Genomic DNA, 20,200 nt, shown 5'->3' on the forward strand with positions numbered 1-20,200 from the left:
AACTACTCGGCCGGTTCCTGCGGGGAGGGATCCTGGGGAGCAGGATCCTGTGCCGGACGCGTGCGTTTGCGCCCACTCAGCAGCATTCCCGCTGTGACGCCGATCACAAGGAGCGCCACTCCTCCAATAATGATCGGCAGCCAGGGAGTCTCCGAGCCGGTCTCAGCGACGGGAACCGCGGTCGCGGGTTCTGTGGTCGCAGGGGTTTGCGTTGTTTCGCCAGGAACGGCTTTTGAGAGGTCACAGCCCGCGAGGTCAAGGGAAACCGTGACCGGGTCCAGGTTTGCACCAGCCTCGTAGAAACCAGCAAAGGCCTTCGCACCGCTGTTGGTCAGCACGGTCTTCACACTGTCAAACTTGAGCGGTTCACCCTCAACAGCAAGCGGGAACGGGGCAGTCATGTCGCCTACCCACTCTTGTTTGGAGTCGATCGTCACCTTGCCAGCGGCGTCGGTGCTGCGTGCGTCGAGCAGCAGCGAGGCTTTGCCGTCACCCTCAAACTCGATTGTTGGGTTCGCGAGGGTGAGATCCAACACCCCGTCATGACCCGTGAAATGCACTGTGCCAACAAAAGACACACTTCCGGTACCGGTTGTTGGGTCAACGCTTCCCGTGGCCTCGGCCCACTGGAAATCGGGGGTCGTGTAGGTTGCACCGTCCTTGGTATCCCACGAACCATTTGCGATGCTTCCACTGATGTAGGAGCGGAAGCTCTCCTTGACGCCCCAGGTGAGGGTGCCGTTAGTCACCTGGCAGGCATTCGTTTCTCCCTCGGCTTTTGCTGGGCTTGCAGAAGGGGCCGCCAGCGCTGCTGCCGGCGCGAGGAGGAGCGGCGTTGCGAGCAGCGCGGAGACCAACAGCACCCCACGGCGCAAGAACTTACGAGTCAACAAAGTCCGCTGGCTATTGGGAATGGTGTTCACGAGTTGTCCTCCTGGGGCGTGGCGACGTTCAAGTTGTATCGTACCGGGGCGCACTGCGCCAGCAGCTAATTCGAGAATCGGCGCTGCCGAATCACGAGAAGGGTCATGCAGGCGGCAATGGCCACTAGACCGCCTGCGCTTGCCCACCATTCCCAGGTCGACATACCGTTATTCTGAGTTCCACCAACGAATCCAGCAGCCTGCACAGCTTCTCCATCAAGCTGTGTTGCCTTCTGAGTGAGCTTCTGTTTGGTCTGCTTCGTGTCGAGAATGTCAATCACCGCGCCCGCGTTCACACTGCCCTGGAGCGTAATTGTGTACTCGCCGGTCGTGTCTTTCGGCAACGTTCCCGACCATGCGACGCTGCCACTCTTATCAGCTTTCGCCTCTTCGTCAAGCAGGATCGGCTTGGACCCCTAGCTTTGTAGAGCACTACGAGCACCCCCTCGTCGTCGGCTTCAAAGCCATGGGCTTCAAGCTCGATGCGGCCGCCAGGCCTGAGTTTGGAAGCTTCGGTGAGCACCGTGATGCCGGTCGTTGCGGGGGCGATCTCAGCGGCGGTACGCTTCTTCTTGGTACTCTCACCCTTCTGAGTGGAGCCGTAGTTCACGCCACTCGCAGACCCGACAGTGAAGGTGAGGGGATCTGCGGCAAGGCTGTACTGGTTGCCGCCTGAGGCACCACCGCTGAAGCCTCCAGCCACCGGCACGCCGCTCCAGGTTACTTCGCCGTTTGCGCCTACACTCTTCGTTGCTGAGGCCAGATCCAACATGCCCCACCGGCTGCCCCCTGAATAGATGACACCCGTCGTGGCACTCGTAACCTCAATCAAGGGGTTACTCACGCCCTCCTTGAGCAACCCCTTGTGCCCCGTGAAAGTCACAACACCCGAGTACTGCACGGAGCCCGTCTGCGTGGTGGTGTTCCAACTGCCACCGTCTGCCTGTGGAAAGAGATACACGCCGCCACTATTGCCGACACCACTGGTTGAGATGTCGCCCTTTGCAATGGGACCGGTGACGTAGTTTGCGAAGGCTGTTGAGACCCCCCAGTTAAGAGATCCCGCAGTTTGTCCCGCACCCGTGGCTATCGGCCCGGTTGGCTTCTCGGTCGGTTTGTTGAGGGTCTGAGGATCTGTGGGTTTCGGTGTGACGATATGAGTCTCGGTCGGTTTGCCGATGGTAAAGGTCATCGGGTCTAGGGAATCGCCTGCCCTATAGAAACCCTCAACACCCTCGGGTCCCTCGTACGCAAAGTATTCTTCAGCACCGGCCTTCGAGAGAGTGGCCTTGGCACCCGCAAAGTTAACCGCACCACCCTGCAGCGCAGTCCGTCTTGCGGAGCTGAGGTCAATCGTCGCGAGAACCATGACCTTCTTCTTGTGCTTCACAAGCAACTCAGCCCTTGTTTTACTCGTCACCGAGATGACTGGATTTGCGAGGTCGACGTTCATCGCACCATCGTGCCCGTAAAAGTTCACGTTTCCGGCGTACTGCACTGTGCCGGTGCTACCGTTCCAGGTGCCACCGGTTGCCTGCGGGAACTTGTATGTGGTCTTCGCGGAGTTCTGCGTGGCGGGCTTCTGAAGCGTGATCTTGCCGTGGGCAATCGGCCCGTTCACATAATTCCTGAAGCTTGACTTGACGCCCCACTCGAGCATACCGTCGGCCATGTTCGGGGTGGGGATCTCGGAGACTGTCACCTCGACCGTGTTGGAACGAGATGAGACATAGGCAGCGGAGTTCTCGGGGATGAACAGCGCTCGAACGTTATTTACTCCGACGGGCAAGGTCTTGGTCCTGAGAACGGCTTTGCCGCCCTTAACCGGCACCGGGCTGCCAATGGGCTTTGAGTCGCTACTAAAGGTTACTGTCCCAGCGAGGCTTGCGGGTTGGACGGAGGCGGTCAAAGCAACTTCAGTCTTTTCGACTGGCTTAGCGTTCGAGGTCTGCAGTTGAACAGATGTTGGAGTGCGTTGGACGATCTCGAACGGCACCGTAAACGTCATCTTGTCGAGCGTTGGATCCAATCCGCTATCTGGATTGTAGAAGCCTCCAAAAGCTTCATGACCAGCCTCTGTAAGTTCAGGTTGGGCATTTCGCCACGTTGTCGCACCATTCTCAACAACAGGGTCACTCTCGAGATCTATCGTCGCAAAGAGCACGCCATCTTGTTCAAACCACTCTGGGCTCAGCGTCGTTGTTCCCTCAAACTTGCGGCTTTCCACATCAAGGTAGAGGTTAGCCTTCGAATCAGAAACAATCTCAATGCAAGGGTTCGTGAAAGTTTGATCAAGAGCGTACTCACCCTGCATCTTGTGTCCATAGAAATGGACACCGTTGCCGACCCCGAACCCGAAACTTCCAGAAGTGCCCGCGGGCGATAGGCTCCCTGTTCCCCCGTTCCAGACAAACTGTTCCTCGGTTGAACCTAGGTTTTCAATCTCACCCTCAGCAATCCGACTTTTAATGTAGGTTCGGTAGGACTGCTTTACGCCCCAGCTCAGCGTTGCCGCCGTTACCGCGGTCCCACCCTCGACGGTTGAGCCCATCGCGCAGGGTGAAAGGTTCGGTACATTCAGAGTAGAAACTCGCTTATCTGGCGCACCGAGGGGCTGTGGGGCCTCGGCGGGCGCAGGGGCCGCACCCGCCCCGCCTTCAAAGGCGGTTTCCTGCTCCTCAGCCTCTGGCGAACCGTTGGGTGCCGGTTCGGAAGAGTCTGAGACAGCAGGCTCAGTTGTTTCAGCCGACGGAACTTCACCGCTGGGTTCTGAGCCAGAGGTGTTTCCGGGTACGGTAACCGACTCAGCCTCGGGCGGGGGTTCTTCTGCGACCTGCATTTCCGTTGTCGCTACCTGCGATCCGGCCTGTTCTTCGTCTCCGAACGCCAACGCCGCCGTTCCCGTTGCGAGTAATCCACTAAACACGAGTGTAGTCGCGAGCGCTGCCGATATCAGGCGAAGCAGTCTTGCGCGAGCAGTCATCAGTCAAGCACCTACTTTAAGATTAGGGATCGAGCGTCAGAGCTTCGCCGCTCTTAGCGGTGATCGCTCGTCGGATCTGAGTAAGGCTTACCTAAGCCACTCCATCTAGTCTGGTCAACTTCATCTGATGATGCAAGTTTTCGGCAAAAATAGGCTACCCAAGGCAGCGAGAGACCCCGGATCCGTGGGATCCGGGGTCTCTCGCTCTTCCAGCTGTCTAGTGCGCCTTGCGGTACAGGAACGCGGCCATAGCCGAACGTGAAACGTTCGACTTTGCTTCATAGCGCGGCTTACCTGAGGCCTGCTTGGTGCCCGTGGATAGCTTGGTGGAGTACATCCAAGCGATCTCCTTGTAAAACTTGTCGCTCGTCTTCACGTCGGCAAACGGTGAAGTCGCGGGTGCCTTCGGCTTTGCCTTCGTGTCAATGCGGTACATGAACGCGGCCATGGCCTCGCGGGAGATACCGTCCTTCGCTTTGTACAACGGCTTGCCACTCGGCTGCTTCGTACCGGTGGAAATGCCCTGCTTGTACATCCAAGCGATCTCGTTGTAAAACTTGTCACCGGGCTTCACATCAGCGAATGGCGAGACCTTCGGCCCTTTGTAGTTCGCTTTCGCCTCGCGGTACAGGAACGCGGCCATGGCCTCGCGTGACACGGCGTCTGTCGGCTTGTAGAGGTAGGTGCCGTTGGCTTGCTTGGTTCCGGTCGACAGGCCCGAAGACGCCATCCACGAGATCTCCTTGTAGAACTTGTCGTTCTTGTTCACGTCAGTGAAGATGATCTTCGAGGACGGGGCGTCAACTTTAAACGAAATAGCCTTCGAGGTCGAACCCGCAATCTTTGCCGAGTCAGAGGGCGTGAACTTTGCAGTGAGGGAGTGCGTGCCTGCCTTGAGTAAATCACTCGGAAGGTAAGCGAACCCATCCTGATCAACCTTCTTCGGGGTTCCTATCTGCTGCTTGCCCGAGAAAAGTGTCACGGTACCAGCAGCCTTTGCACCCGAGGCAACGCTGACATTGGCATACACCGACTCGTGACTCTCGCCGCTGCCAGCCCCGGAGGGCACTGCCACGGCGATTCCAAGGGCAACACTGCTGGCGATCTTGTTGACTTGGAACGCACTCACGCTCGACTCTGAAGCGGCAAATGCCGTCGCATCGGCAGGAGTGAACTTTGCCCGAAGCTTGGCGGGCCCAGCGGGAAGATTCGACACTGTAACCGAGGCCGAACCCGCATTCAGGGTCTGAGTTTGCCCCACCTGGGTCGTTCCGTTGAAGAATGCAACCGTACCGGCAGGCACACCCTCGCCAGCTGCAACCGTGGCTGTCAGCTTGGTTGACGTGCCAATCGTTGCAGCATTGGCCGGAGCCACCGCGAGAGCAGTCGTGGTGCGCTGGCTCGGATCGTAGTTCAGCGCAACCCCCAGCTCCTGGCTCGCATTGTTCACACCACCGGCGCCGTAGGTGTAGATACCGTAGGCACCTCCGGCCGCCAACTCGGTGGGGTTCTTAAGGGTGACTTCCCACGCAAAACTTCCGTCACTTCCAAGCTGCACCCACTGGTTACGGATAGTCGTCTGGTACTGCGCGGGCACGGCATCCACCGTGGCTGAAGTCAGCGCCCAGCCCTGGGCTCCGACCTTACGCGTAGCGCTCGCTGCGCCGCTCGAGGGCTTCCAGCTAGAAGCGAAATGACCGAAAACAACGTAGCTGCCCTGAGGTAACGTGTTCGGGATCGGCACACCACGTCCACCCACGTTAGCTGTGGGGTCAAAGCCCGTTGCCTTTACTACGAGCTTGTCGCCGGCGTGAACTACCGAGTTGCCGACGGGTGTGGTGCCGTCCGCAAGGAAGACCTCAAGCGCCGGGGCCCAGTTGCTCACCGTGAGCGTGAGTGGGTCAAGCGCGGTTCCCGCTTCGTAGAAGCCACCGAATGCGTCAAAGCCTTCGGGCGTCAGCTCCGTCGCGGCATTCGCCCAGGTGAGATTGCTTCCGTTCTCGGTCGGAGCCGGCAGTGTCACTGTTGCGAAACGAACGCCGGCCTGCTCGAAAAACTCGTCGCTAACCGATGTAAGGCCCTCAAACTTGCGGCTCTTCACATCAAGGAAGAGGTCGGCAGTGGTTGCTGAGGTGAGTTTGACACGCGGATTGGTGAACTGCATGTCGAGTGCGTTGAGGCCATCGATCTCGTGCCCAAGGAAGTGCATCCCGTTACCAGCACCGAAGCTCACGTCGAACGAGCTACCGTCACTCGCAGCGGAACCGGTACCGTTGGCCCAGTCAAACTGGCCGGTGGTCGTGCCCAGGTTCGTGACGGTGCCGTGCGCGATCGAGCCCTTGATGTAGCCCGCGAAAGACGACTTCACGCCCCAGTTGAGGGTGGCGGTCTGCACTGCGGGATCCACGGCGTTCGCCGCAGCTGGAGCAAACCCCAGCCCGCTCGCCACGACAAGAGCAGCGGTAATGGTCGCGAGGAGGGACATCACTCTCCTTCGTGGCTTCTTTTGAGTCTCCACCATCACGAACGCACTCCTTACAGTCGTTTGCAGAGATCACACGGGGTGGCGCAATGTCCGCAGTCCATCATCGGATCGAACTGAGGCTTACCTAACCTCGGTTACCACGCACCAGTCTGGCGAACTTCATCAGATGATGCAAGTCAACGGCGAAACATCGCCCGTTTCGCCGTTTTACGAACCCTTCAGCGGCAGCCAATACTCCCCACGTACACTGGCTCCGCGATCAAAAAACGCGCGCGCGAACCAGAGGAGACCGCAATGAGCAGCCCAGCAGAATCCGGCAAGTACCCCGTTCAACGAAGCGACAGTGAGTGGCGCGAAGCGCTCAGCCCGGAGGAGTACGCGATCCTGCGCCAGGCCGCCACCGAGCGCGCGGGCACGGGAGCCCTACTCAACGAGGAGCGCGACGGCCTCTACCGCTGCCGCGCCTGCGGTAACGAGCTCTTCGTGGCGGGCACCAAGTTCGATTCCGGTTGTGGCTGGCCCAGTTTCTACGAGAGCGTCCGGCCAGACGCGGTAGAGCTGCTAGAAGACAATAGCCTCGGCATGACTCGCACCGAGGTGCGATGTGCGCGCTGCGGATCCCACCTGGGCCACGTCTTTCCCGACGGCTTCGGCACCCCAACCGGTAACCGCTACTGCATGAATTCTCTCGCGCTGTCGTTCGAAGCCGATGAAACATGAGTTCTACCGCATTTGACGCACTGCGCGCTCGGCGATCTCATTCGAAGGTGACCGAAGACGCGCCCGATCACAAAGAGTTAGAGCGCCTTCTCAGCGCGATGTCGAGCATTGCAGACCACTCCGGGCTGCGCCCCTGGCGCATCATCGAACTGCGGGGCGACGCTCGGCGCAGGCTCGGTGAGGGGCTTGCGCACGCAGCGGCTCAAGCGGCGAGGAAGGAGTCAGGATCGGGCACCGGCCTCGCTGACCCTAAAGACATCGAAAAGTATGTTTCAAAGGCCACACGCGCACCGCTTGTTCTGGCAATAATTGTAAGCCCCAAACCCTCGCACAAGGTGCCACTATGGGAGCAGGAGGCCGTCGCAAGTGGTGTTGCCCACGCTCTTGGGCTGCTGCTTCACGAAGCCGGTTGGGGATCCATCTGGCGAACCGGCCCGCTGACCCGCACCAAAGCCGTGCGCAAGGCACACGGCATCAAAAAGCCTGAGTACCTGCTGGGCTGGCTTTACGTCGGCGGGATCCCAGATCGCGACAAAGTTTCCAAACCTCGCAAGCCACTCGACGTGTCCCACCACCTCAGCTCGCTGTAGCTCGCGATGGCAGCGCCGCGATCACCACGGCAAGCAAAGAAACCGCGGATCCCGCAATCAAGCCAGGCGTAAGGCCGTCTGCAAGCGGAATCCCCGCTTCGAACGCGACCGCTGCGATTAATTGCCCGGCGACATTCGACATACTCAGCAGCAGCACTCCGGCGGTGCGCACGAGCATCGCTGCGACGGCAATAAAGATGGTGCCAACGACTCCCCGATGTAGTACCACGGTGAGCTTGGCCAATTTGTGGGCCACCCTGAAACGATAACCGAGATTGCTGCCGTTACAAGGAGTATCGCAGTGCCAACAACAAAGTTGATGAAGGTTGACGCGATCGCACTCCGAGCTGCAGCCCGCACGATGCCGTTCACCATGGACTGCCCTGCGACAAGCGCACCGATCACAAATGGGAACACAACCAGCCATACATGGTGCAGCGTGCCCAGGTTTGACCCAACGGCCACTACAACGGCTACCACAGCCAACACAGTTCCAACAACACGAAGTGGCGTAGGATCCATCCTGCCGCCAGGGCCGAGCCCCACCCGGTCGAGGATCAGCCCACCCAACACCTGACCTGCCACAATTCCGACGGTGAACAGCGCGAGACCGGTGAGTGGGGCCACTAATCCCTGGGCAAGCACAAACATGGATCCGGCACTACCACCAAGCAGAGTCCAGACCGGCAGCTTTCTCGCGGTGATCTCGCCACTCACTCTCCCCAGGCCAACTCTGGCTCTGGGAGACAGCATCACCATGATGCACATGATGATCAGCCCGGACCCAAACGAGGTCGCCGCGGTCACGTAGCCGTTGCCGAGCTCCTGACTCAGCCCACCATTAACGCGGGATTGCAGCGCAACGAGCACACCGGCAAGGCCGGAGCCGACAAGGGCCACCCAGACGGGAAACTGTGAGGTTGCGCGGTTCACTCCCTCACCCTATCGCCCTCGCCGAACGCAACCCGGCAGAAGACGGCACGCAAAAGGCCCCGCTTTCGCGGGCCTTGCTTGGAGCCGCCTGTCGGACTCGAACCGACCACCTGCGCTTTACAAGGGCGCTGCTCTACCAGATGAGCTAAGGCGGCGAGCGGGCGGCCGCGAGGCCGCCCTGTATAGCTTAGTCCTTCTTCGTGTCAGCTTTCGAATCGGCGCTCGTATCGGTCTTCGAATCGGCGCTCTTCTGCTCGATTTCACCCTTAACTTTCAAGAGGTAGCTCTCAAGGCTGCCATCGCGAGTGGGGTTCCACTGCTGGCCGTTGACAATCACTGTCGGCGTGCTGACGAGACGCTGCGGCTTGTCAGCGGGCTGCAGTTCAGTGTTGCTGCTCGGCATCAGTAGACGCGCACCCTTTGCGAGGCCCTGTACGCCGTCTTCGCTCACGGCCTTGTAATTGGCAGAGATAAAGCTGGCGAAGGGCTGACTCTTGACACACTGCTTGAGCTCATCGGTCAGTTCAGCGCCTGCGTCTTTGGCCTGCTGGAGAAGCTGATCATCGGTGAGTCCGGTGGTACCTTCTTGAGGCTGCACCTCTTTACTCAGCAGGCGGTTGTGCAGCTTAAACGCGACGTCAGGCTGCTGATCAACAACACAGCTGAAGAGGTTTGCCGCGCGCGTCGAGTACTTGCTGCCGAGCGACGATGAGTCCAGGAAGTTGATTGGGTACACCTCAAGCTTGACGTCACCACTTCCGACAAAGTTCTGAAGGATCTCACCGTTCTGCTGCTCGAACGCCCCACAAGCCGGGCACATGTAGTCAGCGTAGACCGTGACATCGAGTGGCAGCTTGCTGCGGTCGGTCTCGGGTGCCTTTCGGGTCTCGCCTGATTCGAGGCGAGGACCCTTCACGACTTTCAGATCCTTGCCAAAAACAACCCCACCCGAGGCCATGTTTGCGGGGCCGGGTCCGGGTGGCTGGATCGACTGGGTGACAACGATCGCAACAACCGCGAGGATCGCAAGCACACCTACGACGATCCCACCCTGCCAAAACAGGCGATTTCGTTTTTCGCGCTTCTTCTCTTGCTCGCGAGCAAGCCGTGCCTGTTCGCGGCCCTGTGCGCGCCGCTCGTTTTTAGTCAAGCGACCGTTCGTCTCATTTGCCATGGGTGGATCTCCAGTTGGTCCGCTCGCGCGGGTTTGCTATTGCGAGAAAGATTACTTCTTTTTGCTGGCACGACGCTCAGCACGGTTTGTGGGGGCGTCATCGGAGTCTTCAACGGTTTGACCGAATGCGCCTCTCTGGGCTGACTTCTTCGCGGGAGTATTTCGAGTTCCCGGCTGCGCTGCACCGCTCATCGCCGGTGCACCGTCTTCGTCGGGAGCACTGTAGCTCAGCTTGGACTGATCAGTGCCCTGCTCCTGCTCAAGGCCGCCACCCTCAAGGTGCACGTGGTCGCCCTCGCCTTCGGCGGGACGCACCTTGACCTCAAGGTTGTACAAGAGACCCATAGCCTCTTCTTTGATCTGACCCATCATGCCCTCGAACATGCCGAAGCCCTCACGCTGGTACTCAACCAGCGGATCACGCTGGGCCATCGCACGCAGCCCGATGCCCTCCTTGAGATATTCCATCTCGTAGAGGTGGTCTCGCCAACGACGGTCGATCGTGGCGAGCACCACACGACGCTCAAGCTCACGCATCGCTTCTTCGCCGAGGGCTTCTTCGCGCTGCTGGTAGACCACCTCAGCGTCAGAGAGAATCTCGGTGCGCAAGAACGACTTGGTCACCTTGGTGGTGCCAGCTTCGGCGAGCAGTTCGTCGACGCTAATGCCAACGGGGTAGACCTGGCGCAGATCTGCCCAGAGAGCGTCGAAATCCCAGTTCTCATCACTGCCGTGCGAATCGAGAATCGCGTCAATAGTTTGCTCGCGGAATGCGTCGATGCGGGTTTCGATTTCTTCGCCATCGAGAATCTGCTGACGATCGCTGTAGATGGCCTTGCGCTGGCGATCCAGCACGTCATCGTATTTCAACACGTTCTTGCGAATCTCAGCGTTACGAGCTTCAACCTGGCTCTGCGCGCTCTGAATTGCACGCGAGACGACCTTTGATTCAATCGCGAGATCGTCGGGGAAGTTATCGCGGTTCATCAGTGCGGCGGCCGCGCCAGAGTTAAACAGACGCATCAGATCGTCAGCGAGCGACAGGTAGAAGCGGCTCTCGCCTGGGTCACCCTGACGACCAGAACGTCCACGCAGCTGGTTGTCAATACGACGCGATTCGTGGCGTTCAGTGCCGAGTACGTAGAGCCCACCGACCGCAACGACCTTTTCAGCTTCTTCTGCGACAGCCTCCTTCACCGCTGCGAATACATCGTCCCAAGCGGCCTCGTACGCTTCGGGATCGTCTTCCGTCGAGAGTCCACGGGCAGCCATCTCTTGCACCGCCAAGAACTCGGCGTTGCCGCCGAGCATGATGTCGGTACCACGACCGGCCATGTTGGTTGCAACCGTGACAGAACCGAGTCGACCGGCCTGCGCAATAATCGCGGCCTCGCGAGCGTGGTTCTTCGCGTTCAGCACCTCGTGACGCACACCAGCCTTGGCGAGCAGTCGCGAGAGATACTCACTCTTCTCAACGCTCGTTGTGCCAACAAGCACGGGCTGACCGGTCTCGTAGCGCTCGGCGATGTCGGCAGTGACCTGCTTGAACTTAGCCTCTTCGTTTTTGTACACGAGGTCTGGCTGATCCTTACGGATCATCGACTTGTTAGTCGGGATCGGCACGACGCCGAGCTTGTAGGTCGACATGAACTCGCCGGCCTCGGTCTCGGCAGTACCGGTCATACCGGAGAGCTTCTCGTAGAGACGGAAGTAGTTCTGCAGTGTGACGGTGGCGAGCATCTGGTTCTCGGCCTTGACCTGCACACCCTCTTTGGCCTCAATCGCCTGGTGCATACCCTCGTTGTAGCGGCGACCGGCAAGAATACGACCGGTGTGCTCGTCGACGATCAGTACCTCACCGTTGAGCACAACGTAGTCTTTGTCGCGAGTGAACAGCGCGCGGGCCTTGATCGAGTTGTTCAGGAACGAGATAAGCGGTGTGTTGACCGACTCGTACAGATTCGTGATGCCGAGGTAGTCTTCGACCTTCTCGATGCCTGGCTCAAGCACACCGATGGTGCGCTTCTTCTCGTCGACCTCGTAGTCAACGCCGGGTTCAAGCTTCTTTGCGACACGAGCAAACTCGGTGAACCAGCGGTTGGCTTCGCCGGAGGACGGGCCGGAGATGATGAGGGGAGTACGCGCCTCATCGATCAGGATTGAGTCGACCTCATCAATGATCGCGAAGAAGTGCTCGCGCTGCACGCGCTCCTCTGCGGAACTCGCCATGTTGTCACGGAGGTAATCAAAGCCAAACTCATTGTTGGTGCCGTACGTGATGTCAGCGTTGTACTGTTCGCGACGCAGTGGCGGATCCTGCCCAGCCACGATACAACCGGTGGTCATGCCGAGCGCACGGAACACACGGCCCATGATGTCGCTCTGATAACTCGCGAGGTAGTCGTTAACCGTGACAATGTGCACGCCTTTGCCAGCAAGCGCGTTCAGGTAAGCCGGCAGCGTTGCCACGAGCGTTTTACCCTCACCGGTCTTCATCTCGGAGATGTTGCCCATGTGGAGGTTTGCGCCACCCATGATCTGAACATCGAAAGGGCGCAGGCCGATCGTACGCTTCGCAGCTTCGCGAACCGCGGCAAACGCCTCGGGCAGAAGGTCGTCGAGCGTCTCACCCTTCGCGAGACGCTCGCGAAACTCTGCGGTTTCTCCCCGCAGTTCTTCATCGCTCAACTCCGCGAAGGAATCTTCAAGCCCTGCGACAAGCTTGGCTTGACGCTCAAGCTTATTCAGAGTGCGTCCTTCGCCTACGCGAAGGAGCTTTTCGAGAACTGTCGCCACTTTAGTTTCTCCTGTACGGTTTGCCACGTTGAGTGCCACAAGCGCGACACATACGTCGTTGCCAAATTGTGACAACACTTCAGCTTACCAATCTAGAGCAGTCCGTCACCTGAAGAGATGCAAAGATAGAGGTTGCCGTCAAAATTGATCGCTGATCGAGCACAAATGTGGATGGTCGATGAGGGGGAGAGATGCGAGAGCGCGGCGGTGAAACACTCGTAATTCTTCCGACCTACGATGAACGATCTTCGCTTCCGACCATCGTGTCAGCGCTGCGCGAACAACTACCAGAGGCCGACATTCTCATCATTGATGACAGCAGTCCCGATGGCACGGGAGAGATCGCAGAAGAACTCGCTGCCAAGGATTCGCGGATCAGCGTGTTGCATCGGCAAGGAAAGCTTGGTCTCGGCACCGCGTACATCGCCGGGTTTGAGCGCGCCCTCGCTGGCCGATATCGCTTCGCGATTGAAATGGATTCTGACGGTTCACACCTCACAAGCGACCTGCCCAGATTGATCGCCGCTGCGCGCGAGGGTGCGGGGTTGGTTCTCGGCGCCCGCTGGATCCCAGGAGGAAGGATCGAACACTGGCCTTGGTATCGCCAGGCCATCTCGCGAACTGGCACGGCGATCGCCCGCATTTCGCTTCGCTCAAACCTCCACGACCTGACGAGCGGCTTTCGCGTCATTGATACAACCTGGCTGAGACGGCTCGACCTGAGCAATGTCACGACCGAGGGTTACGGTTTTCAGGTTGAGGTGGCCTGGGCGCTTGAACGCATGGGCTGTCCAGTAACGGAGGTACCTATAACTTTCGTCGAACGATCAAGTGGACGCTCAAAAATGTCGCTCGGAATCGTACTCGAAGCGCTTGCTAAGGTGCTACTTTGGGGCTGGCAGTTGCGGTTCGGAAAACTGCGCGCATAGCAAACGGGGCCGTGATTACTCACGACCCCCGCGCATTCCAACTGAGGCTAGTCAGTGGTGAGCGAAATCACACCGTAGTTCCAGCCTTTACGGCGATAAACCACCGCGGGCCGCTCGCTGTCAGTGTCCATAAAGAGGAAGAAGTCATGGCCGACAAGCTCCATCTGATCCACTGCTTCTTCGACAGAGAGTTTTTCAGCAGGGAACTCTTTCGTGCGAATGACGACCGGTGAGTAATCTTCTTCTGTCTGCGGCACGACCGGCACGTTGCCAGTAGCGATTGACTCAAGCACCTCGAGCGGAGCGGGAGTGACGTCTACCATGTCAAAGTCGTTTGCTGCGGCATCTCCCAGTGAGGTGCGGCCGCGACCGCGACGCTCCTTGCGACGGTCTTTCAGCCGACGAATACGTTCTAACACCCGCGCATAGGCGATATCGAACGCCGAGTACTTGTCTCCGCCCACGGACTCCGAACGGATCACGGGTCCTGGTCCGACCATCGTAATTTCAACCCGGTCACCGTGCTTCGGACTGCGATCGCTGAGTCGCGAGACACTTACTTCAAAAAGTTGAGCCTTCGGAAGAAGACCCTCAACCTTTTCAGCCTTCGATTCGACATAGCTCTTGAAGCGGTCGGTGATGCCGACATTCTTGCCGCGGATGTGCACGTCCATGGTGACCTCCCAGGGTATTCAGGCGGTGGGCCGGTGTGGCGCAACCTTACGCCTTTCTGGAAGCCTACTCCCTTACAGAAGGGGTTTCCAGTCCCAGAATTCTGGCGCGTGTCACGCCGTACGACAATACACAGCGCCACAACTGCGATGACTCGAGCTCCCGCATCCTCGAGCGTTTGCTGAGCAGCCCTCACGGTTGCCCCAGTAGTGATCACGTCGTCAAACAGCACAACCTCACGCCCTTTCAGAAGCGCTCGCGTTGATCTGCGAACACAGATGCGTGTTGCGTTTTGCTCGCGCTGCGTGAGTTTCAGACCGACCTGACTCGTGCGTCCGCGCAGTGTTCGCAGCGCCCGTAGCATTCGAGGGCGTGGCGACCGTTGCCCACGCATGGAGATTCGTAACAGCATTTCGAGATGACGGTACCCTCGCTCGCGCACCCGCGAAGGGCGGGAAGGTGCAGGCACAATGAGTGGCGGTCGGTTTCCTTGGACAAGGCGCAACGACTCAGTAAGCAGTTCGCGTAACTGCGGTGCCAAGTGACGAGCAAACCCAACTCGTCCCCCGTGTTTATAAGCCACTAAGACGGCCCTGAGAGGGCCTTCGTACGCCCCTCCCACAAACGCCGGTGCCCTGACCCCGGGCAGCATTCCGCCATGCAGAAGTGACTCAGCGGACCTGATTTTGCGTGAGCACGAGTCGCAACAGTCGCGGTCTGCTCGCCGGCATCCCACGCACTCAGTGGGCCAGACCAGGGCGAGTAAATCTAGGCCGGTTTCTCTGAGCATGTTGGCGAGCGTCACACCTTCATTCTCAGCTGCTGTCCAATTCAGCGAGCGTCCCAGAGCTCGATTGTGGATAGATTCAGCAGTTTCCCAGAAATTCAGGCGCGGTGAGGGAAGCTGAGCTAGCCACGCTTCGCAAGCAACTCGACATCGTCATCGACTCGCTGCCACCCAGAACTGCCCTGCGATGCAAAAAGGTCACCTTTCTCGCCGAGAACTCGCAACTGGGTGCGTGTGCTCCCCCACTCAATTGCCAGCCTCCCGGCACTGTTCCTTGATCCTGCGAAAAAAGCCCTGGCCCACCGGTGGTGACTTTGCTCGCGCGGCCGGCCTTGCTCAGCGTTGCAAAATGAGTCTGGTCGATCCAGTCGAAATCGATGGGAGACCCGACAGCCGACATTTGTTTGTCTGCGTCGTCGGTTGTGCGCACTGGGGTTCCAACTTCATCGCGAACCACTGCGGCAACTAGCACCACGCTCTCTTCGTCTTCTTCCACCAGTGCGGCGATCCGGCTGCCGTCGGGCGAGAGCCGCACTGCTACGGGCTTGAGATCGCTCAGCCAGGGCGCAGCAACCTGTACCGTACCCCCGTCCGAAGTTGAAACGCGCATGCTCATGGGAGACGCAGCCTGCACCGTCCAAATATTGCCGAAGACGTCGTAGCTGGGTTGCAAAAGCCCAGCTCGTTCGTCGACTGTCACTGTTCCGTCTGGCCCCACCCGGCTGACGCCCGTCGGCGACAGAACAGCGGCGGAGGTTGCCTCGGGCGAAAGCGTCACCGCACTCGGATTCAGCTCGGTCACCGGCCCATTCAGTTCTGAAAGCTCTTGGAATTCTCCCCCGACGAGTTCTCCCAGCTTCCCATCGACCATCACCACCGAATTCGTTGCCTCGGTTGTCGGTCGCAGTCCGATCTGAGAACTCGTGGATTCTTCACGGGGCGACGCACCGTCAACAAGCAACTCGAAACTTGTGACACCCTGCACCAGACGAAGGCTGGCGCTTAGCTGGGCAACAATCTCATCGAGTGTTTTGGGCTCTGCCTCAAGCAGGTCCCCGGTGAAATCGACCTTTGCGTGACCGTTTACGACGGGAACGGTGCCGCTCACGAGCGCGCTTCCTGCGGGGAACGCAGTGCGAACGGATTCACGCATACGCTCGCTCGGGCCTGCCAACAGGTCATTGACAATCTCGGTCGCGAGCGCAGCGCGCGTGATGTACCATCTGGTCTCCGGCACCAAATACCCGTCCGCGCCAATAAAGTTCAGCTCGTGCGAAGACCAGATGGCAAGGAAGTCGCTTCGGTCAAGAATGATGCCGTTCGGTGCGGAAGAGATCCGCCACTCGTCCCCGACCTTTTTCAGCTCAAACCTCATGTCAATGCTCGGGCCAGCATTGGCGGGAAGCATCTCTCCGTGCTCGTCAACGTTAGCCACGATCGACAATGACAGCACACCTACCGAATCACCCTCACCACGGAAAGGACGGTTACCGTCATCAATCGATACGCCGGCGTTGGGATCCCACTGGTTTGCATAGTCGTTCGTCAGGTACTCTCGCGCGACAGAGTAATCCTCAGCGCTTGAGGTTGCGGCAAGCACAAAGCCCCTCACCACGTCTTCTCGACTGGAACCGGGGGTGGGGCCAGGCGGGTTGAACTGCACGAGCTGATCCACCTGGCGCAGGTCAGTGAGCCCTACCTCGACGGGTCCGGAGGTCGGGATTGCGTTGCACCCCGCGAGGGTAAGCAACGCGAGTGCCACTGCAACCGTCCGAGCGACTCGACTCCTCATTGTCGTTTCTCCTTACGGGTGCGCCTACCAGGCCTACGGAGCCAACCACCCGTCGCCTGCAGTTCACCGTCTTCATGATCAACATCGTCGGGGACAAGAGGCAACGGAGACATAAACGCAGAGACGCCATCGGTGCGTGGAATCGTGAGCCTGAAGTTGGATCCCATGCCGGGTCGGGACCAGGCCTCAAGAGTGCCTCCGTGCACCGCCGCATCCTCGCGGGCGATCGCCAGCCCCAGTCCGGTACCACCGAGTGTGCGTTTTCGCGACGGATCCGCGCGCCAGAAGCGGTCAAAGACGTGATCGACGTCAACGGGGCTGATGCCGATGCCCCAGTCACGCACGGTGATGGCAATCGCCGAGGCATTAGAGTCGATTGATACCACAATGGGGTTGCCCTCACCGTGTTCAATCGCGTTGCCGACAAGATTCGAGACGATGCGGCGAATGCGGCGAGCATCAACGTCAATCGGCGCGTATCCGCCAAGTGGCCGAACCTCAATGAGGCTTGAGGAGAGCGGTTGCAATCCCTCGACGACCTCGTGCGCGAGATGCACGAGATTCGTCGGTTCCGTCTCGAGAAGCACACGACCAGCGTCGTACCGCGAGATCTCCAGCAGGTCACCAAGCAGGGACTCAAAACGATCAACCTGGGTGCCCAGCACCTCCACCGCACGCAACTGCCCCGGGCTCAGCCCTTCTTGTTGCCCCTGTAGCACCTCACCCGCGAGGCGGATCGTAGTCAGTGGTGTACGAAGCTCGTGTGACACGTCGGACACAAAGCGCTGCTGCATCTCAGACACTTCGTCGAGCTCGTGGATTCGGGCCTGCAGAGTGTCGGCCATGTCATTGAACCCCTCCGAGAGCATGTCGAAGTGCTCGTCGTTTTGCACCGGCATGCGCGCATCGGTCTCTCCGGCGGCAAGACGGCGGCTGGTATCGGCCGCAGCGCGGATCGGACGGAACACCACTCGCGAAATGATCCACACCAGAATGCCGATGAAGGCCATCATCGCCGCCGCGGTGATCAACAGGGTGCGCTGCACAAAACTCAGTGTGTCCTGCGTGTCACTCAGTCTGTAGCCGATGAAGAGGTCATATGTGCCCGCGCCGGCGGGAAAGCTGAGACTTGATGCGACAACGATCCCCGGTGAAGTTGTTCCGTTCTCCTCAACAAACGTCACCGACTGCCAGTGCTGTGGCTGCGTATCGGCGGCGACGGCCTTCGCCAGCTCGGGTGACACGGCGTCCACTAGCATCCTGTTTGTGTACGAGGGCGGAGGCGCTTCCGGGAACGACTTCTGACCAAGCTGCCTCCGTAGATACACCATCTGACTCGACGAGGTATCACGCACGGTTCGGCGCACGGACTCCGCGAGCGTCGAAAGGCTGCCTCGGTTCGACGCATCTGAGGCATCGAGATCATGCTGGGCAGCCAGCGTGGCGCGCGCGGAGTCTTGTAACGCCTGATCTCGTCGTGAGGTGTAGAGATCATCGCTGATACTGCTCAAAATAAAGACCCCTGAAACCAGCACAACAAACCCGGTGACCAACCCCGTGATGGTCATGGTGCGCAGCATGAGCGAGCGGCGCCAGCGCGCTCTAAACGGCCCCAACACTGGTTGGGTTACGCGCACCCAGCGCAGGTGCGCCCGACGCCACGCGAGCGCAATACGCGAGCGGCCTCGGGATCGGCTCATGTTGCTACTCAGTGGGAGCGCCGGCGCGGTAACCCACACCACGAACGGTCATCACGATGGTCGGGTGATCAGGATCCTGCTCGATCTTCGCGCGCAGGCGTTGCACGTGAACATTCACTAGACGAGTATCGGCTTTGTACTGGTACCCCCACACCTTTTCGAGAAGAACCTCTCGTGTGAACACCTGTTGCGGTTTGCGGGCGAGGATCACGAGCAAGTCAAACTCGAGCGGGGTAAGAGAGATGGGTGTGTTCGCCCGCCGAATCTCGTGCGCGGCGACATCGATGGTGAGATCGCCGATGCGCAGTGTCTCCAGCGCTTCTTGCTGCGGTTCACGGAGACGGGCCCGAATACGCGCGATAAGCTCAGCCGGGTTGAACGGCTTCACCACGTAATCGTCTGCGCCAACTTCGAGCCCCCGAACCACGTCTCTCGTGTCGGTGCGTGCTGTGAGCATGATAATAGGTACGCCTGATTCGGCTCTGATCTGCTCGCACACCTCAATGCCATCAAGCCCGGGCAGCATCACATCGAGCAGCACGAGATCAGGGCGCACCTCACGAAACATCTCGACGGCCTCAGCACCATCTGCGGAGTGTTCGGTAATAAATCCTTCCGCTTGTAAAACCATGCCGAGCATCTCGGCCAGTGCCCTGTCATCGTCAACCACGAGGATACGTGCGCTCATGGTTCCCATTATGGCCGCAATCCCAAGAAATCTTCTCTTCCGCTGCACCTTTGCGCTTGCAATAATGATCCAAACGCCACGAAACGTCGATCTCAACGGGGAGAGTTCTCATGTCTGGTCTTGCTAGGAGCGCGGTGGCTGAGGCTCTCGCGACTTTCCTCTTCGTCTTTATCATCATCGCCGCGGTCAACAACGTGGGCGACCTGACGCCGCTTGTTATCGGCTTTGCGCTCATGACACTTGTCTTCGCGACCGGACACCTTTCTGGCGCCCATCTCAACCCAGCGGTCTCTCTCGGCATCTTCTTGAGGGGTGCGCTGAGCGTTGGCACGTCGAAGGATCACCTCAACAATTCCTTCTACGGTCTCGCCATAGGCACAACCGTGTTTATTGGGGCGGCCACTGTTGGCGGCATCTCAGGGGGTGGCTTCAACCCGGCTGTGGCCTTTGGCCTGGCGATCAGCGGTCAGTTCGCCTGGGCCAACCTGTGGCTGTACGTGCTCGCACCGCTCGTAGGGGCAGCGATCGGAGCGATAGCGTTCCGCATGCTCAACAGACACGATCTCACAAAAGCGACGGGAGACAACTAGTAGTGTTCGAATCGCCCGGGAAGCAATTCCCAGGGCTCTTTTCCGAGATATTCGCACACAGCACGGTAGACGCAGTGCTCCACAAAATAGCGGCGATGTTCGTCATCATCAACGTGCAGACCGCGTGCTCGCTGAATGGGCATTCGATAGAGAATGATGGTCTGGGCAGCACGATCAATCGCGTAGAGCAGCGGGAACTGGCTCTCCCCGCTGCCACTCGGTGCGGTTTGAAACCCAATCTGAACACCGTCAAGTTCCTCAGGGAAGAGCGCCTGCAACATCTCGACAACCCCGCGTGCGTCTGTCTCAAAACGGGCAAAACGGCTGCCCGGGTCGGGGAGCCCGGGACCGGTAATTGAGGATCGGATCGGCCGTCGACCATGCCGACGCGCAGATGCGCGCCGATCCGAATGCGATTCCCGGCCACTCATAGCGTCA

Annotated in this window: 18 protein-coding genes and 1 tRNA gene; 4 read left to right on the top strand and 15 right to left on the bottom strand. The window is 59.2% G+C overall.

The features are described 5' to 3' along the window. Nucleotides 1-2: 2 nt before the first annotated feature. The 4 genes from G7066_RS13015 to G7066_RS13030 all read right to left on the bottom strand — a co-directional run bounded on the left by G7066_RS13015 (nt 3) and on the right by G7066_RS13030 (nt 6,391). Nucleotides 3-923, bottom strand: coding sequence for an HtaA domain-containing protein (locus G7066_RS13015; protein ID WP_166331499.1), 921 nt, complete (start codon nt 921-923; stop codon nt 3-5). A 65-nt stretch (nt 924-988) separates the two neighbouring features. Next, nucleotides 989-1,219 (bottom strand): hypothetical protein, encoded by a 231-nt coding sequence (locus G7066_RS13020; RefSeq protein ID WP_166331500.1) that lies wholly within the window; start codon nt 1,217-1,219, stop codon nt 989-991. Next, nucleotides 1,216-3,906 carry an HtaA domain-containing protein gene (locus G7066_RS13025; RefSeq protein WP_166331501.1) on the bottom strand — a complete coding sequence of 897 codons (2,691 nt, stop codon included), beginning with the start codon at nt 3,904-3,906 and terminating at the stop codon, nt 1,216-1,218. Before G7066_RS13025 ends, G7066_RS13020 begins: the two co-directional genes overlap by 4 nt. Nucleotides 3,907-4,123: 217 nt before the next feature. Further along, a complete protein-coding gene (locus G7066_RS13030) occupies nt 4,124-6,391 on the bottom strand; it encodes an HtaA domain-containing protein (RefSeq protein ID WP_166331502.1) in 2,268 nt (755 codons plus the stop codon). Nucleotides 6,392-6,685: 294 nt separating this feature from the next. Here G7066_RS13030 and msrB point away from each other — a divergent pair, with 294 nt between their 5' ends. Together msrB and G7066_RS13040 are read left to right on the top strand one after the other, a co-directional pair. Then, a complete protein-coding gene (gene msrB, locus G7066_RS13035) occupies nt 6,686-7,111 on the top strand; it encodes a peptide-methionine (R)-S-oxide reductase MsrB (protein ID WP_166331503.1) in 426 nt (141 codons plus the stop codon). Next, nucleotides 7,108-7,701 carry a nitroreductase family protein gene (locus G7066_RS13040; RefSeq protein ID WP_166331504.1) on the top strand — a complete coding sequence of 198 codons (594 nt, stop codon included), beginning with the start codon at nt 7,108-7,110 and terminating at the stop codon, nt 7,699-7,701. The genes msrB and G7066_RS13040 overlap by 4 nt, the downstream gene beginning before the upstream one ends. On the opposite strand, the gene G7066_RS16520 is transcribed toward G7066_RS13040, so the two are convergent. The 5 genes from G7066_RS16520 to secA all read right to left on the bottom strand — a co-directional run bounded on the left by G7066_RS16520 (nt 7,688) and on the right by secA (nt 12,604). Then, nucleotides 7,688-7,879 (bottom strand): hypothetical protein, encoded by a 192-nt coding sequence (locus tag G7066_RS16520; protein WP_244303001.1) that lies wholly within the window; start codon nt 7,877-7,879, stop codon nt 7,688-7,690. The two genes, G7066_RS13040 and G7066_RS16520, sit on opposite strands and share 14 nt — an antisense overlap. Continuing rightward, the gene (locus G7066_RS13045) at nt 7,846-8,634 is read right to left on the bottom strand and encodes a DMT family transporter (RefSeq protein ID WP_244303002.1); all 789 of its coding nucleotides are present in this window, start codon (nt 8,632-8,634) and stop codon (nt 7,846-7,848) included. Before G7066_RS13045 ends, G7066_RS16520 begins: the two co-directional genes overlap by 34 nt. Nucleotides 8,635-8,713: 79 nt before the next feature. Next, a tRNA-Thr gene (locus G7066_RS13050) sits at nt 8,714-8,789 on the bottom strand. Nucleotides 8,790-8,821: 32 nt separating this feature from the next. Then, the gene (locus tag G7066_RS13055) at nt 8,822-9,808 is read right to left on the bottom strand and encodes a DsbA family protein (protein WP_166331505.1); all 987 of its coding nucleotides are present in this window, start codon (nt 9,806-9,808) and stop codon (nt 8,822-8,824) included. A gap of 51 nt (nt 9,809-9,859) precedes the next feature. Then, nucleotides 9,860-12,604, bottom strand: a complete 2,745-nt coding sequence (gene secA / locus G7066_RS13060) for a preprotein translocase subunit SecA (RefSeq protein ID WP_166331506.1) — start codon at nt 12,602-12,604, stop codon at nt 9,860-9,862. Nucleotides 12,605-12,795: 191 nt separating this feature from the next. Between secA and G7066_RS13065 the strand changes: the two genes are divergently transcribed. Beyond that, nucleotides 12,796-13,533, top strand: a complete 738-nt coding sequence (locus G7066_RS13065; RefSeq protein ID WP_166331507.1) for a polyprenol monophosphomannose synthase — start codon at nt 12,796-12,798, stop codon at nt 13,531-13,533. Between the two features lie 47 nt (nt 13,534-13,580). Here G7066_RS13065 and hpf read toward each other — a convergent pair whose 3' ends face one another. The 5 genes from hpf to mtrA all read right to left on the bottom strand — a co-directional run bounded on the left by hpf (nt 13,581) and on the right by mtrA (nt 19,172). Beyond that, nucleotides 13,581-14,207, bottom strand: coding sequence for a ribosome hibernation-promoting factor, HPF/YfiA family (hpf, locus tag G7066_RS13070; protein WP_166331508.1), 627 nt, complete (start codon nt 14,205-14,207; stop codon nt 13,581-13,583). Further along, on the bottom strand, nt 14,090-14,995 hold the full coding sequence (locus tag G7066_RS17995; RefSeq protein WP_425280733.1) for a ComF family protein: 906 nt from the start codon (nt 14,993-14,995) through the stop codon (nt 14,090-14,092). Before G7066_RS17995 ends, hpf begins: the two co-directional genes overlap by 118 nt. A gap of 76 nt (nt 14,996-15,071) precedes the next feature. Next, complete coding sequence (locus tag G7066_RS13080) at nt 15,072-16,784, bottom strand: LpqB family beta-propeller domain-containing protein (RefSeq protein ID WP_244303003.1); 1,713 nt, start codon at nt 16,782-16,784, stop codon at nt 15,072-15,074. Then, nucleotides 16,781-18,484: an MtrAB system histidine kinase MtrB gene (gene mtrB / locus G7066_RS13085; RefSeq protein ID WP_166331510.1), complete on the bottom strand. Its 1,704-nt coding sequence runs from the start codon at nt 18,482-18,484 to the stop codon at nt 16,781-16,783. The genes G7066_RS13080 and mtrB overlap by 4 nt, the downstream gene beginning before the upstream one ends. Nucleotides 18,485-18,488: 4 nt before the next feature. Then, nucleotides 18,489-19,172: an MtrAB system response regulator MtrA gene (gene mtrA, locus G7066_RS13090; RefSeq protein ID WP_166331511.1), complete on the bottom strand. Its 684-nt coding sequence runs from the start codon at nt 19,170-19,172 to the stop codon at nt 18,489-18,491. Between the two features lie 134 nt (nt 19,173-19,306). Here mtrA and G7066_RS13095 point away from each other — a divergent pair, with 134 nt between their 5' ends. Beyond that, nucleotides 19,307-19,762, top strand: a complete 456-nt coding sequence (locus G7066_RS13095) for an aquaporin (protein WP_244303004.1) — start codon at nt 19,307-19,309, stop codon at nt 19,760-19,762. Here G7066_RS13095 and G7066_RS13100 read toward each other — a convergent pair. Continuing rightward, nucleotides 19,759-20,193: a metallopeptidase family protein gene (locus tag G7066_RS13100; protein WP_244303005.1), complete on the bottom strand. Its 435-nt coding sequence runs from the start codon at nt 20,191-20,193 to the stop codon at nt 19,759-19,761. The two genes, G7066_RS13095 and G7066_RS13100, sit on opposite strands and share 4 nt — an antisense overlap. Nucleotides 20,194-20,200: the final 7 nt, after the last annotated feature.

The sequence above is a fragment of the Leucobacter coleopterorum genome, assembly GCF_011382985.1.
GTDB classification, from domain to species: domain Bacteria; phylum Actinomycetota; class Actinomycetes; order Actinomycetales; family Microbacteriaceae; genus Leucobacter; species Leucobacter coleopterorum.